Annotated in this window: 17 protein-coding genes and 3 tRNA genes; 14 read left to right on the top strand and 6 right to left on the bottom strand. The window is 65.7% G+C overall.

Features of this window, described 5'->3' with window-relative positions:
* Positions 1-3: 3 nt before the first annotated feature.
* Positions 4-666, top strand: a complete 663-nt coding sequence (locus NX780_RS03940) for a GNAT family N-acetyltransferase (RefSeq protein ID WP_258826548.1) — start codon at positions 4-6, stop codon at positions 664-666.
* 37 nt (positions 667-703) lie between these two features.
* On the opposite strand, the gene NX780_RS03935 is transcribed toward NX780_RS03940, so the two are convergent.
* The gene (locus tag NX780_RS03935; RefSeq protein WP_258826547.1) at positions 704-1,219 is read right to left on the bottom strand and encodes an Lrp/AsnC family transcriptional regulator; all 516 of its coding nucleotides are present in this window, start codon (positions 1,217-1,219) and stop codon (positions 704-706) included.
* 205 nt (positions 1,220-1,424) lie between these two features.
* Here NX780_RS03935 and NX780_RS03930 point away from each other — a divergent pair, with 205 nt between their 5' ends.
* From NX780_RS03930 to NX780_RS03920, 3 genes are all read left to right on the top strand, one after another.
* Positions 1,425-4,979 (top strand): indolepyruvate ferredoxin oxidoreductase family protein, encoded by a 3,555-nt coding sequence (locus tag NX780_RS03930; protein WP_258826546.1) that lies wholly within the window; start codon positions 1,425-1,427, stop codon positions 4,977-4,979.
* 121 nt (positions 4,980-5,100) lie between these two features.
* The gene (locus tag NX780_RS03925) at positions 5,101-6,684 is read left to right on the top strand and encodes a S41 family peptidase (RefSeq protein ID WP_258826545.1); all 1,584 of its coding nucleotides are present in this window, start codon (positions 5,101-5,103) and stop codon (positions 6,682-6,684) included.
* Between the two features lie 114 nt (positions 6,685-6,798).
* The gene (locus NX780_RS03920; RefSeq protein ID WP_258826544.1) at positions 6,799-8,565 is read left to right on the top strand and encodes a M14 family metallopeptidase; all 1,767 of its coding nucleotides are present in this window, start codon (positions 6,799-6,801) and stop codon (positions 8,563-8,565) included.
* 110 nt (positions 8,566-8,675) lie between these two features.
* On the opposite strand, the gene NX780_RS03915 is transcribed toward NX780_RS03920, so the two are convergent.
* The gene (locus NX780_RS03915) at positions 8,676-9,872 is read right to left on the bottom strand and encodes a helix-turn-helix transcriptional regulator (RefSeq protein WP_258826543.1); all 1,197 of its coding nucleotides are present in this window, start codon (positions 9,870-9,872) and stop codon (positions 8,676-8,678) included.
* Between the two features lie 65 nt (positions 9,873-9,937).
* Entirely contained in the window at positions 9,938-10,471 is a 534-nt protein-coding gene (locus NX780_RS03910) for a SixA phosphatase family protein (RefSeq protein ID WP_258826542.1), read from the bottom strand.
* 195 nt (positions 10,472-10,666) lie between these two features.
* Here NX780_RS03910 and NX780_RS03905 point away from each other — a divergent pair, with 195 nt between their 5' ends.
* Together NX780_RS03905 and NX780_RS03900 are read left to right on the top strand one after the other, a co-directional pair.
* A complete protein-coding gene (locus NX780_RS03905) occupies positions 10,667-11,275 on the top strand; it encodes a PEP-CTERM sorting domain-containing protein (RefSeq protein WP_258826541.1) in 609 nt (202 codons plus the stop codon).
* The gene (locus NX780_RS03900; protein WP_258826540.1) at positions 11,272-11,874 is read left to right on the top strand and encodes a PEP-CTERM sorting domain-containing protein; all 603 of its coding nucleotides are present in this window, start codon (positions 11,272-11,274) and stop codon (positions 11,872-11,874) included. The genes NX780_RS03905 and NX780_RS03900 overlap by 4 nt, the downstream gene beginning before the upstream one ends.
* Here the strand turns inward: NX780_RS03900 and ttcA are convergent, their stop codons facing one another.
* The 3 genes from ttcA to NX780_RS03885 are packed head-to-tail and all read right to left on the bottom strand — an operon-like array spanning position 11,875 to position 13,994.
* Positions 11,875-12,807, bottom strand: a complete 933-nt coding sequence (gene ttcA, locus NX780_RS03895; protein ID WP_258826539.1) for a tRNA 2-thiocytidine(32) synthetase TtcA — start codon at positions 12,805-12,807, stop codon at positions 11,875-11,877.
* A complete protein-coding gene (locus tag NX780_RS03890) occupies positions 12,804-13,202 on the bottom strand; it encodes a dihydroneopterin aldolase (RefSeq protein ID WP_159698620.1) in 399 nt (132 codons plus the stop codon). The genes ttcA and NX780_RS03890 overlap by 4 nt, the downstream gene beginning before the upstream one ends.
* Positions 13,203-13,214: 12 nt before the next feature.
* Positions 13,215-13,994, bottom strand: coding sequence for an SDR family oxidoreductase (locus NX780_RS03885; RefSeq protein ID WP_258826538.1), 780 nt, complete (start codon positions 13,992-13,994; stop codon positions 13,215-13,217).
* Between the two features lie 60 nt (positions 13,995-14,054).
* Between NX780_RS03885 and NX780_RS03880 the strand changes: the two genes are divergently transcribed.
* From NX780_RS03880 to tuf, 8 genes are all read left to right on the top strand, one after another.
* Entirely contained in the window at positions 14,055-15,203 is a 1,149-nt protein-coding gene (locus NX780_RS03880; protein ID WP_258826537.1) for a class I SAM-dependent methyltransferase, read from the top strand.
* Between the two features lie 115 nt (positions 15,204-15,318).
* On the top strand, positions 15,319-16,326 hold the full coding sequence (locus NX780_RS03875) for a J domain-containing protein (protein ID WP_258826536.1): 1,008 nt from the start codon (positions 15,319-15,321) through the stop codon (positions 16,324-16,326).
* 154 nt (positions 16,327-16,480) lie between these two features.
* Positions 16,481-18,142: a tetratricopeptide repeat protein gene (locus NX780_RS03870; protein ID WP_258826535.1), complete on the top strand. Its 1,662-nt coding sequence runs from the start codon at positions 16,481-16,483 to the stop codon at positions 18,140-18,142.
* A gap of 11 nt (positions 18,143-18,153) precedes the next feature.
* The gene (locus NX780_RS03865; protein WP_258826534.1) at positions 18,154-19,692 is read left to right on the top strand and encodes an HDOD domain-containing protein; all 1,539 of its coding nucleotides are present in this window, start codon (positions 18,154-18,156) and stop codon (positions 19,690-19,692) included.
* Between the two features lie 314 nt (positions 19,693-20,006).
* Positions 20,007-20,091: transfer RNA gene (locus tag NX780_RS03860), tRNA-Tyr, on the top strand.
* A gap of 41 nt (positions 20,092-20,132) precedes the next feature.
* A tRNA-Gly gene (locus NX780_RS03855) sits at positions 20,133-20,206 on the top strand.
* A gap of 35 nt (positions 20,207-20,241) precedes the next feature.
* Positions 20,242-20,316: transfer RNA gene (locus NX780_RS03850), tRNA-Thr, on the top strand.
* Between the two features lie 86 nt (positions 20,317-20,402).
* Positions 20,403-21,593, top strand: a complete 1,191-nt coding sequence (tuf, locus tag NX780_RS03845) for an elongation factor Tu (RefSeq protein WP_036209002.1) — start codon at positions 20,403-20,405, stop codon at positions 21,591-21,593.
* Positions 21,594-21,647 lie beyond the last annotated feature (54 nt).

The raw sequence follows: 21,647 nt of genomic DNA, 5'->3' as shown, positions 1-21,647 counted from the left end.
ACCATGCTGGACAATCCGCTGGGACGCTGGCTGCGCGGCCTGGGTGGCAAGCACACGGGCAAGCCCGGGCGTCCCACCGTGCTCGTCAAGGAACTGGGCGAGCGCGACCGCCGCCGCATCCTGCGCCACTTCCTGGCGCTGGACAGCAATGACCGCCTGCTGCGTTTCGGCAGCATGATCCCGGACGAGCAGATCCAGGCCTATGTCGCCAAGATCGACTTCAAGCGCGACATCGTGTTCGGCGTGGTGAACCGCGTCTTCCAGCTCGTAGGCGTCGGCCACCTGGCCTTTGCACCGGCCGACAAGGGCAAGCCCACGCAGAAGGCGCGGGTGGCCGAGTTCGGCGTGTCGGTGTCGGCATCCGCGCGTGGCCAGGGCGTCGGCTCGCGCCTGTTCCAGCGCGCCGCCATCCACTGCCGCAACGCCGACGTCGACACGCTCTACATGCAGTGCCTGACCTCGAACCAGACCATGATGCACATCGCCCGCAAGGCGGGGATGGAGATCAAGCGCGAATACGGCGAGGCCGACGCCTACCTGCAGCTGCCGCCGCCGAGCCCGGCGAGCGTGATGGCGGAGGCGCTGGAGGAGCAGTGGGCGGTGATCGATTACGCGGTGAAGGCGAATGCGCGCGCAGCCGTGAAGTGGCTGACGCCGAAAAAGTAGGGTGGACGGCAGGGCCGGCTAGGCGCTCCCGTCCGCCCTACCCGGCTACGGGAAGTGCCGTGGTCTCCTTGATCCGCTGCAAGGCAAAACTCGACTTCACATCCAGCACCGCCGGATGCTTGAGCAGGGTGCCCATCATGAAGCGCGAGAAGTGGTCCATGTCTTCCACGTGCACGCGCAGCAGGAAATCCATCTCCCCCGTCATCGCATAGCAGGCCACCACTTCCGGCCAGGTGCCCACCGACACCGCGAAGTCGTTGCGCGGAGAGGTGGCCGGCAGGCTGGGGGCGCCGCGGGCGCCGCCGGCGACTTCGCTGTGCTTTTCCAGGCGCACGTTCACATAGGCCAGCAGGCCCAGGCCGATCTTGTCGGGGTCCACCAGCGCCACGTACTGGCGGATGACGCCGGCTTCTTCCAGGCGCTTGATGCGGCGCAGGCAGGGGGAGGGGGACAGGTTGACGCGCTCGGCCACGTCCTGGTTCGACAGCCGGCCATCCGTCTGAAGCACCGCCAGGATCTTGCGGTCGGTCTTGTCGAGCTCGATTTTTGACATGGTTTCCTCGGTTGATTCGCAAACACGGCAATTTTATTGCGCAAATCGCCCGGCGGGGGGAATTGTTTGGAATTTAATGCCGGATCACCAGCCCTATACTGTGCGCCATACGGGAGCAGGCTGAACCAGCCCCGCGCGCACGACAGGCCGACAAGAGCCGATGGCGCCACGTTCCGCATCCCACCGAACACCACGGAGACACCGCATGAACGCACCCCTCGAGCGCGCCAACCTGGCGCTGCCCCAGCACGACATTACGTTGGACGACAAGTGGACGCTCGAACGCGGCCGCGCGTTCATGACCGGCACCCAGGCACTGGTGCGCCTGCCCATGCTCCAGCGCGAGCGTGACCTCAAGGCAGGCCTGAACACCGCCGGCTACATCACCGGCTACCGCGGCTCGCCCGTCACCGCCGTCGACCAGACCGCGATGAAGGCGAAGAAGCATCTCGACGCCCACCACGTGAAGTTCCACCCGGGCATGAACGAGGACCTGGCGGCGACCGCCGTCTGGGGCACCCAGCAGACCAATCTCTACAAGGACGCCAAGTACGACGGCGTGTTCGCCATGTGGTACGGCAAGGGCCCGGGCGTGGACCGCTGCGGCGACGTCTTCAAGCACGGCAACAATGCCGGCTCGGCGAAGCATGGCGGCGTGCTGGTGCTGGCCGGCGACGACCATGCGGCCAAGTCTTCCTCCACCGCCCACCAGTCCGACCACATCCTGACCCACTGCGGCATCCCGGTCCTCTACCCGTCGTCCGTGCAGGAATACCTGGACTTCGGCCTGCACGCCTGGGCCATGAGCCGCTATACGGGCCTGTGGGTGTCGATGAAGTGCGTGACCGACATCATCGAATCCGGAGCCGTGGTCGACCTCGATCCGGACCGCGTGCAGATCGCCCTGCCGACCGACTTCGACATGCCGCCGGGCGGCCTGAACATCCGCTGGCCGGACGCCGTGCTGGACCAGGAAGTCCGCATGAGCAACTTCAAGTGGTACGCGGCCCTGGCCTATGCGCGCGCCAACAAGCTCAACCGCATCATCTGGGACAGCAAGAAGCCGAAGATCGGCATCATCACTGCCGGCAAGAGCTATGTCGACACCCGCCAGGCCCTGGCCGACCTCGGTATCGACGAACAGGCGGCCGCCGACATCGGCCTGCGCCTGTACAAGGTCGGCATGACCTGGCCGCTCGAATCCGAAGGCGTGCACGAATTCGCGCGCGGACTGGACGAGATCCTGGTGGTCGAAGAGAAGCGCCAGGTGATGGAATACGCGCTCAAGGAAGCGCTGTACAACCTGCCGGACGGCGAGCGTCCGCGCGTGGTCGGCAAGTTCGACGACACCGGCGAGTGGAGCAACAAGGACCGCATGGGCCACGGCGACTGGCTGCTGCCGGCCACCTACGAGCTGAACCCGGCCCAGATCGCCCGCGCCATCGCCTCGCGCATCTCGCATTATTGCGCCGGCCACCCGGTCGAGCAGCGCGTGAAGGAACGCATCGCCTACCTGGAGAACAAGGAGCTGGTGCTGAAGTCGATTCCGGCGAAAGCCAATCCGGAAACCGACCGCATCCCCTTCTTCTGCTCCGGCTGCCCGCACAACAGCTCGACCAAGGTGCCGGAAGGTTCGCGCGCCATGGCCGGCATCGGCTGCCACTACATGGTGCTGTGGATGGACCGCGAAACCTCCACCTTCACCCACATGGGGGCAGAGGGCACGACCTGGATCGGCCAGTCGCCCTTCACCGACGAGAAGCACGTCTTCGTCAACCTGGGCGACGGCACCTACTTCCATTCGGGCATCCTGGCGATCCGCGCGGCGGTGGCGGCGAAAGTCAACATCACCTACAAGATCCTCTACAACGACGCGGTCGCGATGACCGGCGGCCAGAACGTCGACGGTCCGCTCGATCCGGGCATGATCACGCGCCAGATCGCGGCCGAAGGCGTGCGCCCGATCATCGTCGTCACCGACGAACCGGAAAAATACCCCGAGGACTACGCCTGGGCCGAAGGCGTCACCGTGCGCCACCGTTCCGAGCTGATGGACGTGCAGAAGGAACTGCGCGAGATGCCGGGCGTCTCCGCCGTCATCTACGACCAGACCTGCGCCTCCGAGAAGCGCCGCCGCCGCAAGAAGGGCGAGTTCCCCGACCCGGCCAAGCGCGCCGTCATCAACGAGGCCGTCTGCGAAGGCTGCGGCGACTGCTCGGTGCAGTCGAACTGCCTGTCGGTGGAGCCGCTGGAAACGGAGCTGGGCCGCAAGCGCCAGATCAACCAGTCCTCCTGCAACAAGGATTTCTCCTGCGTCTCCGGCTTCTGCCCTAGTTTTGTGACCGTCGAAGGCGGCGGCCTGAAGAAGCCGAAGAAAGCCGCGACTGCGGATGCAGCCCCGCCGGCCCTGCCGATGCCGCGCATCCCGCAGGTCGCCGAACCCTTCGGCATCCTGATCGCCGGCGTGGGCGGCACCGGCGTCGTCACCGTCGGCCAGATCCTGGCCATGGCGGCCCACGTGGAAGGCAAGGGCGCGCTGGTCCTCGACCAGTCGGGCCTCGCGCAGAAGGGCGGTCCGGTGATGTCGCACGTGCGCCTGGCCGAACACCAGGCCGACCTGCACTCGACCCGCGTCGGCACCGGCAGCGCCGACCTCGTGATCGGCTGCGACCAGATCGTCACCGCCAGCCGCGATGCGCTCTCGCGCATGGGCGAAGGCCGCACCTGGGCCGCCGTCAACTCGACCGGCGCGACCACCGCGGCTTTCGTGAAGAACCCGGACTGGCAGTTCCCGGCCGAGGGCTCGAAAGGCGCCATCGTACAAGCCTGCGGCGAAAGCAATGTCGATTTCGTCGACGCCGGCAAGATTGCCACCGCCCTGATGGGCGATGCGATCGCCACCAATATGTTCATGCTGGGCTATGCCTTTCAGAAGGGCCACGTGCCGCTGCAGGAAGCCTCGCTCTTGAGGGCCATCGAACTGAACGGCGTCTCGGTGCCCTTCAACAAAGCCGCCTTCAACTGGGGCCGCACGGCCGCCCACGACCTGGCATCGGTGAAGAAGCTGGCGACGCCGAGCCAGGTGATCGAGTTCAAGCGCAGCGAGAGCCTGGACGACATCATCAACCGTCGCGTGGATCTGCTCACCGCCTACCAGGACGCCGCCTATGCCGCGAAGTACAAGGCCTTCGTGGACCAGGTGCGCGCCGAGGAAGCGAAGTTGGGCAAGGGCACCCGCCTGACCGAATCCGTGGCCCGCTACTTCTACAAGCTGATGGCCTACAAGGACGAGTACGAAGTCGCCCGCCTGCACACCGACCCGGCCTTCAAGGCCAAGATCGCGAACATGTTCGAAGGCGACGTCAAGCTCAAGTTCCATCTCGCGCCGCCGCTGCTGGCCAAGCACGACAAGGAAGGCCGCGCGCTGAAGCAGGAATACGGTTCCTGGATGATGGGGGCCTTCGGCGTGCTGGCCAAGCTCAAGCGCCTGCGCGGCACCCCCTTCGACGTGTTCGGCTACACGGCCGAGCGCCGCACCGAACGCGCCCTGGTCAAGGAGTACCGCCAGACCGTGGAAGCGCTGCTGCCCAAGCTCACGCCGGACAACCTGGCCCAGGCGGTGGCGATCGCCAGCATCCCGGAAGACATCCGCGGCTATGGCCACGTGAAGGAGCGCCACCTGAAGGCGGCGAAACAGAAGGAAGCGGCCCTGGTGGCGGCCTTCCACGCGCCCGCAGGCACGGCGTCGCAGGCGGCTTGATGACAGCTTGATATGGCCGGCTTCGGCCGGCCATATCCGACTGGCATGCTTTGTTGTGATCCAGCTCCAACTGTTACAGTTGGTTGCACTTCGGGCGATTTGCGGCGTCTATAATCGGCGCATGAGATCGCCATCCCTCCGTCTGTTCGTCCCCTTTGTTCTTGCAAGCGTCCTCGCCGGCTGCGGCGGCGGTGGCGGTTCGCCCGGTGTCGGCGCGCGTCCGCCCACGGGTGGCACCACGCCACCGCCGGTAACGAATCCGACCACGCCGACGACCCCGGCCCCGACCCCGACCCCGCCGTCGGCGGCCGACCTCGACCCGAGCACCCTGGGCGATGCCTTCCTGAGCTACTGGAACCTGTGCGAAAAGCCGCGCACCGGCGTCGACTTCGAGGGCAAGCCCTACCGCGACCGCCAGGGCACCCTGCTCGACGAACTGAAGTTCCTGCGCGCGTTCTCGCACCAGTACTACCTCTGGTACAAGGAAATCCCCAACACCTACAAGATGGCGGATTTCACGAACCCGATCGATTACTTCAACGTCCTCAAGACCCCCGCGCTGACCGCCTCGGGCCAGCCGAAGGACAAATACCACTTCACCTACCCGAGCGACGAGTGGGACAAGTTGCAGAACGCGGGCATCGAGCTGGGCTATGGCGTGACCTGGAAGCGCAACAGCTCGACCGCCCCGCGCACCTGGCTGGTGACCCTGGTCGAGCCGGGTTCGCCGGCCGCGGCGGCCGGCCTGAAACGTGGCGACATGCTGATGCGGGTTGACGGCGTCGACTTCGTCAATGGTTCTGACGCCGCCTCGGTCGACCGCATCAACGCCGGCCTCTTCCCCGAAGTCGCAGGTAGCGCGCACAACTTCACGCTGCGCCGCGGCGGGGCGAACTACGACGTGAGCATGACGGCGCTGGAAGTCAGCACCGACCCGGTCAAGCACGTGAAGGTGATCGACACCCCGAGCGGCAAGGTCGGCTACCTGAGCTTCGAGACCCACGACGGCGTATCGGAAAAAGAACTGCTGGACGCCTTCACCACCTTCAAGCAGGCCGCGGTGAGCGACCTGGTGCTCGACATGCGCTACAACGGCGGCGGCCTGCTCTACGTCGCCAGCGAGCTCTCGTACATGATCGCCGGGCCGGAAGCCACGAAAGGCAAGGTCTTCGAGCGCCCGCTGCACAACGACAAGATTCCGCAAGAACCGGCGATCCCCTTCCTCGACACCGCCTATGGCTTCCCGGCGCCGAATCCGGCGCGGGCCGGCACGCCGCTGCCCTACCTGGGCCTGAAGCGCGTCACCGTGCTGACCACCGAGGGCACCTGCTCGGCCAGCGAAGCCGTGATCAACGGCCTGCGCGGCGCCGACATCCAGGTCGACGTCATCGGCAGCAAGACCTGCGGCAAGCCCTACGGCTTCACGCCGGTGCCGAACTGCGGCACGACCTATTTCTCGATCGAATTCATGGGCGTGAACGACAAGGGCTTCGGCGACTACGCCGACGGCCTGGCTGCGACCTGCCAGGTGGCCGACGACCTGTCGCGCGAGATCGGCGACCCGGCCGAGGGCTTGCTCGCCGCGGCCCTGTCCTACCGCCAGACCGGCGCCTGCCCGCCGGCCAGCCGCGCGCGCATGATTCCGATGGAGATCGTGCGTCCGCCGGTGAAGGAAATCGCGATCCGCACCCCGCCGCGACCTTGATCGCATCGCCTTGAAGACGGCCCGGCCAGCACCCGCTGCCCGGGCCGTTTCATTTGGGAAAACGGGTCTATAATCATCCGCTTTGTCACCTCGTCAATTGCCGGAGATTCAAGGATGATCCGTTCCGCCGTATTGCTGGCCATGCTGGCCGCTGTCCCCCTGTCGCACACCGCCCACGCCGCGACTGCCCTGACGACCATCTCCGAGCGCTCCGGCTTCCAGGCCACCGGCCGCTACGACGAAGTCATCACCCTGTGCGGCGCGTTCCAGAAGGCGTATCCGAAGCAGGTCAAGTGCACCGAATTCGGCCGCACCCCGGAAGGACGTCCGATGCTGGCGCTGATCGTCAACGGCAAGGGCGTGTTCACGCCGGCCGCGGCGCAAAAGGCGGGCCTGCCGGTGACCCTGATCCAGGGCGGCATCCATGCGGGCGAGATCGACGGCAAGGACGCCGGCTTCCTGGCCCTGCGCGAAACCCTGGACGGCAAACTCGCCAAGGGCGCGTTGGAGAAGCAGGTGCTGGTCTTCGTCCCGGTCTTCAACGTCGACGGCCACGAGCGCTTCGGCAAGTGGAACCGCCCGAACCAGCGCGGCCCGGTCGAGATGGGCTGGCGCACCACGGCGCAGAACTTCAACCTGAACCGCGACTACGTCAAGGCCGACGCGCCCGAGATGCAGGCGATGCTGAAACTGGTGAACGCCTGGGACCCGCTGACCTACGTCGACCTGCACGTGACCGACGGCGCCAAGTTCCAGCACGACGTCTCGATCCAGGTCGAGCCGGTGTACTCGGGCGACCCCGAATTCCGCAAGGCCGGCCTGGCCCTGCGCACCGGCGTGATCGGCGACATCGCCAGGCAGGGCTCCACCCCGCAGTCCTACTACATGTCCTTCGCCAAGACCGACGACCCGATGTCGGGCTTCATCGACAGCGTCTCGGACCCGCGCTTCTCGACCGGCTACTTCCAGCTGCGCAACCGCATGGCCCTGCTGGTCGAGACCCACTCGTGGAAGGACTACCCGACCCGCGTGCGCGTGACCCACAACACCGTGATCTCGATCCTCGAGCAGGTCGCGAAGAACGGCGCCGACTGGCAGGCTGCGGCGAAAGCGGCCGATGCGCGCGCATCGAAGCTGGCCGGCGGCGAGGTGGCGCTGACCTACCGCACCACCGATAAAACGCAGATGGTCGACTTCAATGGCTACGAGTTCACCCGCACCCAGTCCGATATCTCGGGCATGCTGATGACCCGCTACGACGAAAGCAAACCGCAGGTCTGGCGCGTGCCGCTGCGCGAGGAAGTGGTGGCCGACAAGGTGATCGCGGCGCCGCGTGCCGGCTACATCGTGCCGGCCGCCTATGCCGACATCGTGGCGAACAAACTGGCGCTGCACGGCATCAGCTTCCAGAAGCTGAGCAAGCCGATCGCGAAGCTGGAAGCCGAGACCTTCCGCGCCGACAAGGCGACCTTTGGCGCCACCTCCTTCGAGTCGCACCAGCGCCTGACGGTGGAAGGCAACTGGAAACCGGAAGCGCGCGCCGTGCTGGCGGGCTCGCTCTTCGTGCCGGTGAACCAGCCGAAGGCGCGCCTGGTCGTGGCGATGCTGGAACCGCAGGCCCCGGACTCGCTGCTGGCCTGGGGCTTCTTCAACAACGCCTACGAGCGCAAGGAATACATGGAAGAGTATGTGGCCGAGGACGTGGCGCGCGAGCAGCTGAAGGATCCGGCGGTGGCGGCGGAGTTCAAGCGCCGCCTCGAAACCGACCCGGCCTTCGCCAAAAACCCGCATGCGCGCCTGGAGTTCTTCGCCCAGCGCCATGCCTCGTGGGATGAGCGTTTCAGGCTGTATCCGGTGCTGCGCACCAACGTCGCGCCTTGATTTTGTAGGGTGCACGGCTTCGCCGTGCGCGCGTTCAACTCCCGTATAAACGGATGCGGCGTGCGCTATTCACGCACTGGTTGAACGCGCGGTCGGCGGAGCCGACCACCCTACGAAAGCACAGCCGCCTCTGACTTCAGCGCCCGCTGAACAGCCGAGGCGGGAAGATTCATCAGCAACCTCACCAGCTCCGGCTGCCGGTTGGTCGCCGTCTTCTGGTAGATCGACAGCAGCTGCTTGCGCACCGTGTCGTATTGCACCCCCAGCGTCTCCGCAATCGCCTTGAGCGGCATTCCGTCCGCCAGGTGGGACGCCACCCGGCATTCCGCGTGCGAGAGCCCGAAGGCCGCCGTCAGGAGGGCCGAGTCGATCACCTGGGCCGACCCAGGGTGGTAGAAGATCAGCATCACCAGCGGCCGCAGGCCGAAGCTGCCCAGGGTCCGTTCCGGCACCAGCATCGTGAAGAAACCGTAGAGCACGTCCTGCGCGGCGCCGGGCTCGCTCGTCATGTGCAGCGAACGAAAATCCTTGCCGCCGCCGCTACCTGCCGCCGCCCCCGTGGCGCGGACCGCGTGTTCGAGCCCGGCGCACTGCTCGAGGAAGGTCCGGCGATAGGCCTGGGGCAGGACCAGGCGGCCGTCCGCCACCTGCACCAGGCTGGTCGAGCCGAGCAGGCAGCGCGCGGCCTCGTTGGCCAGCACCACGTCGCCGGTGGTGGTGAGCAGCATGACCGGCTGGCGCAGCTTGTCGACCAGGGCGTGGCCGACCAGGGCCTGGGCCGAGTAGACGAAGCGGGCGAGCCCGAGGCGCACGGCGCGCTGCAGGTGCGGGCGCAGGCGGTCGAGGAAGTCCAGGGCGTCAGCCGGCATCGGGCCTTCGCCCGTGCGCCGCAGGCAGGCCAGGATGACGGTCGCCTCCGCGTTCTCCACCAGCTTGCAGGCCGACAGGTAGCGCGCGCCGTGGGGAATCAGGAATTCCTGATAGAAGGGATCGCCGGCCACGAAGGCGTCGTCGAAGTGCTCGTGGCAGTGCAGCCAGACGTCCGGCGCCAGGGTGCGCAGCAGGCCGACGCGCGAATCGATGAACTGGTATTTCTGGATGTACTCGAGGTCGATCTGGGGCGCCATGTCGGCGCCGTCGCTGTACGACAGGGCGCCATGCTCGGCGTCGAAGGCCAGCAGGTGGATCGCGCGGCCGCCGACCGCCTCGTGCAGGCACTCCAGCACCGGACGCCAGCCGCCCCGGTTTTCCAGCGTCTCGTAGATGAGATTGACGGCGCGCTCGAAGCGCTCCTGCGACAAATCCAAGATGTTCCCCGTATTGACGTCCTTTTTACATCGTAACCGATGCCGGGGTGCATTGGAACCGCCGGTTATTGTTGTGGCGTAACAGGAAGGGAGCGCAACAGGACCGTGCGCACCGCGCCCTCCCTGCCGGTGAGCTGGTAGAGACGGTCGTATTCGTCGTCGAGGATGTCGGGTCCCGGCACGCCGCCGAACAGGCGCACCAGTTCCGGCAGGGTGTTCGAGTGGCCGACCACCAGCACGTTCGCGCCGGCTGCGCGCACGTTCTGCACCTGCGCGACGAGCGCCTTCGGATTGCCCGGATCGTAGAGCGCCACGGCGATGCCGCTTTGCTGCGCCAGCGGCGCGGCGGTCTGGCGGGTGCGCTGGGTATTGGAACTGTAGATGGCAGTGATGCCTGCCTTGCCGAGGATGGCGGCCACGTTCTCGGCGCGCAGCCTGCCTTGCGGCGTCAGTTCCGGATCCTTGCCGCTTGCTGCCTTCTCGCCATGGCGGACCAGGTAGAGCGCACCCGGCTCGGCCAGGGCCTCGGCGGGCGCGAGCATGGCGAAGCCGAGGGAGAGAGGCAGGGTCAGGTGGCGGAACAGGCGCAGCAGGCTCATTGGCATCCTTTTTCTGTGCAGGGAAAAGCCCAGCGTATCACGACGGCGCCCCCCTGTTGCCACTGTCGAGTTGTATTTTCGTGCACACGATTGGTGCATCCGCGACATGTCTCCCTTACGGCGCTACTCTACGCCAGAGGCCGCTCCGTACCAGGCTGCCGGCTTCCTTAGTGCACTTTTCTGAGGGAGAGTGAAATGAAGAAACCGACGCTGCTTGCAGCAGCATTGGCGCTGGCAGCAAGCGGCGCACAGGGGCAGGAGATCACGTGGCGCGTGGACTTCCTGGAAATCAGCGGGCGCACCCATGGATTCAGCTGGGACAACGAACCCCCGCCGCCATTCGAGCGCACCACCCTGAGCGGACTGGTGCGCGGCGAAGACCGCAACGATGACGGCTGGATCGACGAGTCGGAGCTGAGTGAACTGCGCTTCGGCAATGACGGCTTTACCGGTAACTATGTCAATTGCGAAACCACTGGCGACGCCTATAACTATTGCGCGCTGCTCGCCTTCCGGTTCGCGCCCGATAGCCCGCTGGGGCCCGTCTTCGAGATGTCTTCGCAATGGGAGCAGCGGGGTGACGGGATGCGGGAACGTTTCGCGCGGGTCGAGACGGGCAAGGAATACCGCTTCGAATATTACCGCGAGCTCTACGGCAGCTATTACTGGACCGAGGACACGACCCTGCAGGTGACCCAGATCTCGGCGGTGCCGGAGCCAGGCCACGGCCTGATGCTGGCTGCGGGCCTGGCAACCTTGCTCGGCGCGCGGTGCCGGCGCCCAGTCTCGTCAAGGAGGGCATGACGATGGTGAAACGACTGCTGCTGGGCGCCGCACTGGCGCTCGCCGCCGGCATGGCGCAGGCCCAGGAGGGCGCGTGGAACGTGCAATTCACCGACGTCATGGGCCGTATCACCTACGGCTGGAGTCCGGAACCGCCGCCGCCACCGCCCTACGAACCTGCCAATCTGTCGGCCTTTGTCAGGGGCGAGGACAGTAATGGCGACGGCTGGATCGACGAAACGGAAGTGAGCGAACTGCGCTTCGGCCATGACAACATTGCGGGGGACTATGCCAACTGCGGCGCATCGTTGGGCGTCAACGATTCCTGCTCGCTGGAGCACTTTCGGTTCGTACCCGACGGACCGCTCGGCCCCACCTTCGAGATGAAGGCGCACTGGAGCCAAGGATCGGGCTACGACTTGCAGGAAACGCTACTCGACATTGGAACCCAGAACCAGAATTACCGCTTCCAGGTCTACCGGCAGCTGTTCGGCTACTACTACTGGACCGAGGATACGCAGCTCCTGGTGTCGGCCGTGCCGGAACCGGCGCACGGCGCGATGCTGGCTGCCGGTCTGGCGCTGCTGGGCCTGCGCCGGCGCCAGGCCCGGACCGGGTGATTACAGCTGCGTGAGCGAGATCGTGTTCGGCGCCGGCGTCGAGCACGGCTCCTCGTCGAAGGCGATGTCGCCCAGCGGGTTCGGCACGCCGTCGGTCTTGAGGTCGACGAAGCCGAACAGATTGCGGTCCTGCAGGTGCGAAGGCACCACGGTGCTCAGGGACGAGAACACGTTCTCGACGCGGCCCGGGTGTTTCTTTTCCCAGTCGCGCAGCATGGCCTTGATCTGCTTCCTCTGCAGGTTTTCCTGCGAGCCGCACAGGTCGCACGGGATGATCGGGAAGCCCTTCACTTCGGCATAGCGCTCGGTATCCGCTTCCTTCACATAGGCCAGCGGACGGATCACCATGTGCTTGCCGTCGTCCGACACCAATTTTGCCGGCATGCCCTTCAGCTTCCCGCCGAAGAACATGTTCAGGAAGAAAGTCTCGAGGATGTCGTCGCGGTGGTGGCCCAGGGCGATCTTGTTGCAGCCCAGCTCATCCGCCACGCGGTAGAGGATGCCGCGACGCAGGCGCGAGCACAGCGAGCAGGTGGTCTTGCCTTCCGGGACCAGGCGCTTGACGATGCTGTAGGTGTCCTGGTTCTCGATGTGGTAGGGCACGCCCAGCTTGTCGAGGTAGGCCGGCAGCACCTCGGCCGGGAAGTTCGGCTGCTTCTGGTCGAGGTTGACCGCGACGATCTCAAAATTGATCGGTGCGCGCTCGCGCAGGGTCATGAGGATGTCGAGCAGGGCATAGCTGTCCTTGCCGCCCGACAGGCAGACCATGACCTTGTCGCCGTCCTCGATCATGTTGAAGTCGCCGATGGCCTGGCCCACCAGGCGGCACAGGCGCTTGTGCAGCTTGTTGTTCTCGTACGCGATTTTTTCGAGTTTGGCTTTTTCCAACTTATTCGCGTCCGGGTTCAGCTGGTCGAGATCCGCTTCGCTCATGCTTCTTCCTTCACCGAAAACACTTCCACGCCCACGCCTTCGCAATCCGGATAGACATCCGGCTTCATGGTCGACACGCGCGCGGCGCGCACGCGCGGGTGGGTCAGCATCGCCTTGACCACGTCGTCGCACAGGGTTTCCTGCAGATGGATGTGGCCCTTCGAGATGCGCTTGGCGATGGTCTCGCGCATGAAGTCGTAGTCGACCACTTCCGACAGCTGGTCGGCCTTCGGCGTCGACTGCTCGAGCGGGATGTAGAGGTCGACGTTGATCAGGACACGCTGTTCCGCCTTCTTCTCGAAGTCATGCACGCCGATGTTGATCATCACTTCGTAATTGCGCAGGAACAGCCGGCGGCAGTCGCGCAAGCTCGGGTGAATCAGGGCGGATAACATGGATAAAGCCTTTTATGAATGGTTGTTTGGTTCGGTCAGGAACATCACGTCGCGCGGCGACGCCTGCAAATGCTGGCCGCCGTCGACCAGCAGGGTGGTGCCGGTCAGCGCCCGCGCGCCGACAGCAAAGACCACGGCGTCGGCGATGTCCTGCGGGGTCGAGGAGCGTTTCAACGGCGTCATGGTGTGCGCCTGCCGGAAGCCTTCCTCGCTCTGCTCGCCCGACACCATCGTGATGCCCGGCGCCACGCCGACCACGCGCACCGACGGCGCCAGCGCCTGCGCCAGCACCGTGGTAGCCGTGTGCAGCGCCGCCTTCGACAGCGTGTACGACAGAAAATCCGGGTTGAGATTGTACAGTTTCTGGTCCAGCAGGTTGACCACCACGGCCTGGCTGCCGGCAAGCGTCATGGCGTGCAGGGCCTGGGCCAGCAGCAGCGGCGCCGTCACGTTCGCCGCCATGTGGGTGTTCAGGAGGGCCGGCGAGAAGGTGGTGGCACTGTCGTATTCGAACAACGAAGCGTTGTTCACTACACAAGTGATCACGCCCAGTTCCGCGGCGACGCGGCCGGGCAGGGCGCGTACGGCGGCTTCATCCTGCAGCTCGCATTGGAACAGTGCGGCGCGCCGGCCTAGGGCCCGGATCGCTTCCGCCGTCTCTCGCGCGTCGCCTTCCGAATGGCGGTAGTGCACGGCCACGTCCCAGCCGGCGCCCGCCAGCCCGAGCGCGATGGCGCGGCCCAGGCGGCGCCCCGCGCCGGTCACCAGCGCGACCTTAGGGGCGGGATGCATCGCGTTGTCCATGGTTGCTTGCTATTAGTTGATAAGAGCTGATTTCGCTACAATGCCGGCATGTCCCTGCCCGCACCCACCCCCGACGCGCTTGCCGCATCCCAGTCCCTGCAACAACTGATCGCCGCCGAAATCGAAGAGCTCGGCGGAGCGATGGCGTTTTCACGGTTCATGGAACTGGCGCTGTATGCGCCCAGGCTCGGGTATTACAGCGGCGGCGCGTCCAAACTGGGCGCGAGCGGCGACTTCACGACCGCGCCCGAGATCTCGCCCCTGTTCGGGGCCGCCCTGGCGCGCGTGGCCGCCCATATTATCGCCCAAAGCGCGCCCGAGATCATCGAATTCGGCGCCGGGACCGGCAAGCTGGCGCGCGACGTGCTCACGGCCCTCGACCGCATGGGCGTGGCCGTCAACGCGTATACGATCATCGAACTGTCCGGCGAACTGCGCGCGCGCCAGCAGGAAGCATTGAAAGACCTGCCGCAGGTCCGCTGGCTGGACGGCATGCCGGAACATTTCAGCGGCGTGGTGCTGGCCAACGAGGTGCTGGACGCGATGCCGGTGGAACTCGTCGTCCGCCAGGACGGCCAGTGGATGCGCCAGATGGTCACCGTGCGCGAGGGCGCCTTCGCTTTTGTCGCGGCGCCGCTGCCTCCGGGGCTCGCGGCCCAGGTGGCGCGCCAGGTCCCCGATGCCGGGCAGCTGCCGGACGGCTACCTCACCGAGATCCACCCCGTCGCCGAGGGCTTCATGGCCTCGCTGGCCGCCATGATGAAAGAGGGCCGCGGCGCCGCCATCCTGTTCGACTACGGTTTCCCGGCCCACGAGTACTACCTCGACCAGCGCATGGGCGGCACCCTGATGTGCCACTACCGCCACCACGCCCACCCGGATCCCTTCTACCTGCCGGGCCTGCAAGACATTACCGCCCACGTCGACTTCACCGCGATGGCGCTGGCGTCCCAGGAAGCCGGCCTGCCGGTGCTGGCCTATATGAACCAGGCTTCCTTCCTGCTGGGCGCCGGCATCGGCGAGCTCCTGATGGCAAGCGACCCCGAGCAGGTCCTGGACTTCCTGCCGCAATCGCGCGCGGTGCAGAAGCTGGTCTCGCCGGCCGAAATGGGCGAGCTGTTCAAGGTGCTGGTGGTCGGACAGGATGTGGAATTGCCCGACGCTATCGTGCGGGCGGACCGGGCCCACCGCCTGTAGAATTTTTGACATCTTGCGCTCTGGATACAAATCCGGCTAAGCTGTACCACCCCGGATCGGCTCGGATCGCCTGAACATTCTCACGACCGGCAGCAGCGGGACTTTTCGACAGACCATGGCCAAGATCCATACCCACTATGACAACCTGAAGGTCGCGCGCGGCGCGCCGGCGGAAGTCATTCGTGCGGCGTACAAGGCCCTGAGCCAGAAATACCATCCCGACAAGAATCCGGGCGACGAAAAAGCCGCCCGCATCATGGCGATCGTCAACACCGCCTACAACACCCTGTCCGATCCGGTGCGCCGCAAGGAGCACGACGAGTGGATCGCGTCCGAGGAGTGGGAAGTCGAGTGGCTGGAAAGCAGCGGCGCCGAAGAGGGCGAACAGGGGGCGGGGCGCGGCCGGCCGGAAAGCTGGGAGCCGCGCGCCACCGGCGAGGGCCGCCCGCGCGCCAGGCTGCTGCGCGATCCGCGCTGGTGGCTGGGCCTGTCGACCTGCTTCGTGCTGGGCGCCGCCGCCGCCGTCTTCATCGGGCAGCAGCCCCGCGGCAAATTGCCGGATGTGCTGTCCTGGGCCGGCAAGTCCGAGGTGGCCGCCGCGGCCGCGCCTGGCGCGAAGGCCGCGCCGGCGCCCGACCGTCCCGATGACCTCGGGGCCGACGCCAGCACCGAAGGCTGGGCGCGCCGCTTCGGCGGCGAAGGCAAAGAGCCCCCGCCCGAGATCAAGGCCCTGGCCGTGACCCAGCTGGTGGTCCCGGCGCGCGCCCCCGACTGCGGCACCGACCTGCAGACCCTGGCCGCCCCCAGCGGCGATCCGTGGCCGGCCGAGTCCGGCTACCTGCCGGGTTATCCGGTCGGCAATAGCGGCAGCGAGATGCAGGTCATCATCGACAACAGCGAGAATTCCTCGCCGATCTTCGTCAAGCTCTATGACCTGGACCGTCGCTCGAACGTGCGCCATGCCTACGTCCAGCCGAACGGCAATTTCATTATCGACAAGCTGGCCGCCGGCAAGTACGAAGTCCGTTACCAGAACATCGTCATCGGCGAGGGCAAGACCGAGTGCATCAACGGCCGCCGCATGCCATTGCGACAAGCAGCCGCCTTCTCTGCGGGCAGCTGACACGCCACGGTGTCGCTTTTTCCCCGCATCTCTTGCCCGTAATTACCGGGTCTTTACCCAATTTAACTAATTCGTTCCCCAGCCGTAATATACTCAATCGATGCGGCAGCCTATGTAGCGGCCGCCCATGCCCAACGCAGGCTTACGGAACCCCATGAACGAACTGGAAGGCCTCACGGCCCTGATCATCGAGCCCCACGCGGGCATGCGCGCCAATATCCACAGCATGCTCAATATGTGCGGGTTGACGCGCATCGAGCATGCCAGTTCGTCCAACCTGGCCGTCAAGCACCTGGGCCTGCGCAGTTTCGACATGATCCTGTGCGAGTACGACCTCGAGGGCGGCCAGGACGGCCAGCAGCTGCTGGAAGACGTGCGCCACCACAAGCTGATGCCCCTGTCGACCATGTTCTTCATGGTCACGGCCGAAGGCAACCACAGCAAGGTGGTCAGCGCCGCCGAGCTGGCGCCCACCGACTACATCCTGAAACCCTTCACCGCCGACCGCCTCCTCGAGCGCATCGCGCGCGCGCTCGACCGGCGCAGCGCCTTCATGCCGGTCTACACCCTGATGGAAGCGGGCGACCAGCGCGAGGCGATCGAGGCCTGCATCGCGGGCGAAGGCCTGCATCCGCGCTACGCGGTCGACTTCCTGCGCCTGCGCGCCGAGCTGCACGTCTTCCTGGGCGAGCCGGAGCAGGCCGAGCCGATCTACCGCAAGCTGATCGAAGTGAAGGCGATCGCCTGGGCGCGCCTGGGCCTGGCCAAGACCCTGTTCCTGCGCAAGCAGTACGGCGAAGCCCAGGAGATGCTGGAAGAGCTGGTCGACTCCAACCGCAATTTCGTCGACGCCTACGACTGGCTGGCGCGCACCCATGCGGCGGTGGGCGACCTGGCCCAGTCGCAGGCGGTGCTGCAGGAAGCGGTGGCGGTGTCCCCGCACGCGGTGCGGCGCCTGCGCACCCTGGGCGAGACCGCTTTCGAAGCCGGCGACAACGAGTCGGCCGAAAAATTCCTCAAGCAGGTGGTCAGCAAGGCCAAGTATTCGGAATTCCGCGACCCCGAAGACCACGTGAAGCTGGTGCGCACCCTGGTCAGGAAGGGCGACCCGGTGGCGGCCGCCTCGGTGATCCGCGACCTCGACCGCTCGATGGGCGGACGTCCCAACACCACGCTGTGCAGCGCGATCTCCTCGGCCCTGCTGCATGAATTCACCGGCAACGAGACGCGCCTGAACGACGCCCTCAACACCGCGCTGGAGGCCTGCAAGGATGCGCCGGCGCTGTCCGCCGACCTCAAGCTGGAGCTGGCGCGCACCTGCCTGGAAAACAATATGGAAGAGGGCGGCGCCGAGATCGTGCGCGAGGTGATGCGCAATGCCTCGAGCGACGCCGGCATGGCGCGCGCCATGGGCGTGCTCGAAGGCGCGGGCTTCCCCGACCTGGCACGCACGCTGGCGCAGGAAAGCCGCCAGCACGTGGTCGACCTGGTCAACGGCGGCGCCGCGCGCGCCAGGAATGGCGACTACCAGGGCGCCGTCGAACTGATGCTGGAAGCGGCCACCAAGCTGCCGAACAACCCCTCGGTCGCCTTCAACGCCGCCCTCGCGGTGCTGCGCTGCCTCGAGCACGACGGCTGGGACGACCGCCTCGGCCAGCAGATCAGCGGCCTGATCGGCAATGTGCGCAAGCTCGACCCGGGCAATCCGAAACTGGGCGCGCTGTCGGCGCTGCACCACCAGATCCTCAAGAAATACGAACGCAACGGACAGGGACGGGTGAGCAAGCCGGCCGCGGTTCAAAAAGCGGCAGTGTGAAAGCTTAAACGATGTCCGAATCCCATTTGCCGTCCGAAGGCGCGACCCGCCGCGTGCGTGCGGCCCTGATGAACAAGGTCTGCGGCGACGAAGAGATGTTCGCCCTCGGCGCCTCGATCGCCCGCGTGGTCGAGATGGCCTCCAGCGACGACCAGGGCACCCATGACCTGGCCTATTACGTGGTGTCGGACCCGGCCCTGACCCAGCGCATCCTGCGCCTGTCGAACACCATCCAGTACCGCACCACCTCCGGCGCGCCGGTGACGACGATCTCGCGCGCGATCTCGCTGCTGGGATTCGACAACGTCAAGGCCACCGCGCTGGCCATGCTGCTGGTCGATGCCCTCGACAGTTCGGAACACGCCGGCAGCGTGCGCGTCGAGCTGGAAGCCGCCCTGTGCGCCAGCCTGGTGGGTCGCGAGATGGCGCGCCACAGCTTCTACCAGGGCGCCGAGGAAGCGGCTATCTGCGCGCTGTTCAAGAACCTGGGCCCGCTGCTGGTGGCCAGCCACGCGCACGAGCGCTACCGCGAGATCGGCGCCCTGATGGCGGGCGGCAAGCATACGCTGGGACAGGCTTCACAGATGATCCTCGGCTGCAGCTACGACGCACTGTCGCAGGCCGTGCTGCAGGAGTGGAAGATCCCCGACATGATCGTGCGCGCCCAGAGCAGCCTGCCGCCCACGGCGGTGCGAGTGGCCGCCAACCGCGGTGAATGGATGCGTCAGGTGGCTTCCTTCAGCCAGGACGTGGCGCGCCTGCTGGCCCGGACCCACGAGCCGGTGGCTTCGCCCGAGGCCAAGGCCCTGCTGGGCCGCTATGGCGACGCGCTCGACCTGGACGGCGCGCGCATGGACGCCCTGATGAACGCGGTGCAGGAGGGCATGCGCGGCCTGCTGGAGAGCATGAACATGCAGCCCGCGCCGCGCAGCGAAGCGAAGGAAGCGGGCAGCGGCCTGCCGAATGTGCTGCTGCTGGCGACGCTCGACGCCGGCGAGGAGGAGCAGGAAGGCGCCCACCCGAGCGGCAAGCCGAAGAACGCCCGCGAACTGCTGCTGGCCGGCGTGCAGGACGTGACCCAGCTGCGCGCCACCGGCGGCAAGGTCAACGACGTGGTGATGGCCGTGCTCGAGACCCTGTACAGCGCGCTGGGCTTCCGTTTTGCCACCGTCTGCCTGAAGGACGTGCGCAGCAACCAGTTCCGCGCGCGCCTGGCCCTGGGCGAGGAGGGCGCCCGCCTCCAGGCCGGCTTCGCCTTCCCGATGGCCTCCAGCCGCGACCTGTTCCACCTGGCGATGGAGAACGACGCCGACCTGATGATCTCGGATGCGTCGAGCACCAAGATCCGCGACCTGCTGCCGGAATGGCACCGCCGGCTGCTGCCGGATGCGAAGAGCTTCATCGTGCTGCCGCTGGTGGTGGGGAAGGTGCAGTTGGGGCTGTTCTATGCGGACCGGACGCTGGAAGCGCCGGAGGGCGTGCCGCCGGATGAGACCGCGCTGATCAAGGCGCTCAAAGGGCAGGTTCTCGCAGCCCTCGGCCCCACGTAGGGTGCACCGGGCCACGAAAGGCGGCTTCGCCGTGCGCGCGTTCAAACCGACGTAGAACTGACGCACATCGTCCATTTTCGAGCTGGTTGAACGCGCGGTCGGCGGAGCCGACCGCCCTACAAAACCCACGTCCGAACCCGCCGAAACGGGGCTTTTCCCGATTCCCTGCAATTCCCACAAAATCGCCCTTGTGGTTTTGCATCCCGCCCGTTACAATCACGCCCCGAAGCAACGCTGCTATGCGACGCGGACAAAGTCTGCCGAAACATAGTTGACAATACGTTGAGCTTGCTTCATACTCTGCGGTTCTTCGCGGTGGGGTGGCCGAGTGGTTAAAGGCAGCAGACTGTAAATCTGCCCTCTCTGAGTACGCTGGTTCGAATCCAGCCCCCACCACCAAAAAGAAGAGTCGTGAAGCGAATTGAAGAAAGTTGTACCTCGCGGGTGTAGCTCAATGGTAGAGCAGAAGCCTTCCAAGCTTACGACGAGGGTTCGATTCCCTTCACCCGCTCCAGTTAGTGCGGTGTCTTTTCTAGCCGCAAAAAATAAGCCCTTGTAGCTCAGTGGTAGAGCACTCCCTTGGTAAGGGAGAGGCCACGTGTTCAATCCACGTCAAGGGCACCAGAATTTTGTACGGCAGTCGCGTAGTACTCGTCCGTCAGGTGTGCCTGGTAATTCTCAAAAAAATCGTTAGATCTTAGGAGTCTGAAATGGCAAAGGAAAAATTCGAACGGACCAAGCCGCACGTCAACGTCGGCACCATCGGTCACGTTGACCACGGCAAAACCACCCTGACGGCTGCAATCGCAACCGTTCTGTCGAAGAAGTTCGGCGGCGAAGCCAAGGCCTACGACCAGATCGACGCGGCTCCGGAGGAAAAAGCACGCGGCATCACCATCAACACCGCGCACGTCGAGTACGAAACCGCAAACCGTCACTACGCCCACGTTGACTGCCCAGGCCACGCCGACTACATCAAGAACATGATTACCGGTGCTGCGCAGATGGACGGCGCGATCCTGGTGTGCTCGGCCGCTGACGGCCCGATGCCGCAGACCCGCGAGCACATCCTGCTGGCGCGTCAGGTTGGCGTTCCGTACATCATCGTGTTCCTGAACAAGTGCGACCTGGTCGACGACGCAGAACTGCTGGAACTGGTCGAAATGGAAGTGCGCGAACTGCTGTCGAAGTACGAGTTCCCGGGCGACGACCTGCCGATCATCAAGGGTTCGGCACGTATGGCGCTGGAAGGCCAGGCTGGTCCGCTGGGCGAAGACGCGATCATGCAACTGGCTGACGCGCTGGATTCGTACATCCCGACCCCGGAACGTGCCGTTGACGGCGCCTTCCTGATGCCGGTGGAAGACGTGTTCTCGATCTCGGGCCGCGGTACCGTGGTGACCGGTCGTGTCGAGCGCGGCATCATCAAGGTCGGCGAAGAAATCGAAATCGTCGGTATCGTCGACACCGTCAAGACCACCTGCACCGGCGTGGAAATGTTCCGCAAGCTGCTGGACCAGGGTCAAGCTGGCGACAACGTCGGCCTGCTGCTGCGCGGTACCAAGCGCGAAGACGTCCAGCGTGGCCAGGTCCTGGCCAAGCCGGGCTCGATCAAGCCGCACACCGACTTCACCGGCGAAGTGTACGTCCTGTCGAAAGACGAAGGCGGCCGTCACACCCCGTTCTTCAACAACTACCGTCCGCAGTTCTACTTCCGTACGACTGACGTGACCGGTTCGATCGTGCTGCCGGCTGACAAAGAAATGGTCATGCCAGGCGACAACGTGTCGATCACCGTCAAGCTGATCGCTCCGATCGCGATGGAAGAAGGTCTGCGCTTCGCAATCCGCGAAGGCGGCCGTACCGTCGGCGCCGGCGTGGTTGCCAAGATCATCGCCTAATAAGTGATGCAAGAGGGAGGCGGAGCAACGCTTCCCTCCAACAGCATTGCCTGG

Source organism: Massilia agri, from assembly GCF_024753255.1.
Lineage (GTDB): Bacteria > Pseudomonadota > Gammaproteobacteria > Burkholderiales > Burkholderiaceae_D > Telluria > Telluria agri.
This window is presented reverse-complemented; position numbering and strand designations above follow the sequence as displayed.

Bases quoted from the DNA above. Each gene is read 5' to 3' on its own strand.
- NX780_RS03940 (WP_258826548.1), top strand. From the start codon at position 4: ATGCTGGACAATCCGCTGGGACGCTGGCTGCGCGGCCTGGGTGGCAAG.
- NX780_RS03935 (WP_258826547.1), bottom strand. From the start codon at position 1,219: ATGTCAAAAATCGAGCTCGACAAGACCGACCGCAAGATCCTGGCGGTG.
- NX780_RS03930 (WP_258826546.1), top strand. From the start codon at position 1,425: ATGAACGCACCCCTCGAGCGCGCCAACCTGGCGCTGCCCCAGCACGAC.
- NX780_RS03925 (WP_258826545.1), top strand. From the start codon at position 5,101: ATGAGATCGCCATCCCTCCGTCTGTTCGTCCCCTTTGTTCTTGCAAGC.
- NX780_RS03920 (WP_258826544.1), top strand. From the start codon at position 6,799: ATGATCCGTTCCGCCGTATTGCTGGCCATGCTGGCCGCTGTCCCCCTG.
- NX780_RS03910 (WP_258826542.1), bottom strand. From the start codon at position 10,471: ATGAGCCTGCTGCGCCTGTTCCGCCACCTGACCCTGCCTCTCTCCCTC.
- NX780_RS03905 (WP_258826541.1), top strand. From the start codon at position 10,667: ATGAAGAAACCGACGCTGCTTGCAGCAGCATTGGCGCTGGCAGCAAGC.
- NX780_RS03900 (WP_258826540.1), top strand. From the start codon at position 11,272: ATGACGATGGTGAAACGACTGCTGCTGGGCGCCGCACTGGCGCTCGCC.
- ttcA (WP_258826539.1), bottom strand. From the start codon at position 12,807: ATGAGCGAAGCGGATCTCGACCAGCTGAACCCGGACGCGAATAAGTTG.
- NX780_RS03890 (WP_159698620.1), bottom strand. From the start codon at position 13,202: ATGTTATCCGCCCTGATTCACCCGAGCTTGCGCGACTGCCGCCGGCTG.
- NX780_RS03885 (WP_258826538.1), bottom strand. From the start codon at position 13,994: ATGCATCCCGCCCCTAAGGTCGCGCTGGTGACCGGCGCGGGGCGCCGC.
- NX780_RS03880 (WP_258826537.1), top strand. From the start codon at position 14,055: ATGTCCCTGCCCGCACCCACCCCCGACGCGCTTGCCGCATCCCAGTCC.
- NX780_RS03875 (WP_258826536.1), top strand. From the start codon at position 15,319: ATGGCCAAGATCCATACCCACTATGACAACCTGAAGGTCGCGCGCGGC.
- NX780_RS03870 (WP_258826535.1), top strand. From the start codon at position 16,481: ATGAACGAACTGGAAGGCCTCACGGCCCTGATCATCGAGCCCCACGCG.
- NX780_RS03865 (WP_258826534.1), top strand. From the start codon at position 18,154: ATGTCCGAATCCCATTTGCCGTCCGAAGGCGCGACCCGCCGCGTGCGT.
- tuf (WP_036209002.1), top strand. From the start codon at position 20,403: ATGGCAAAGGAAAAATTCGAACGGACCAAGCCGCACGTCAACGTCGGC.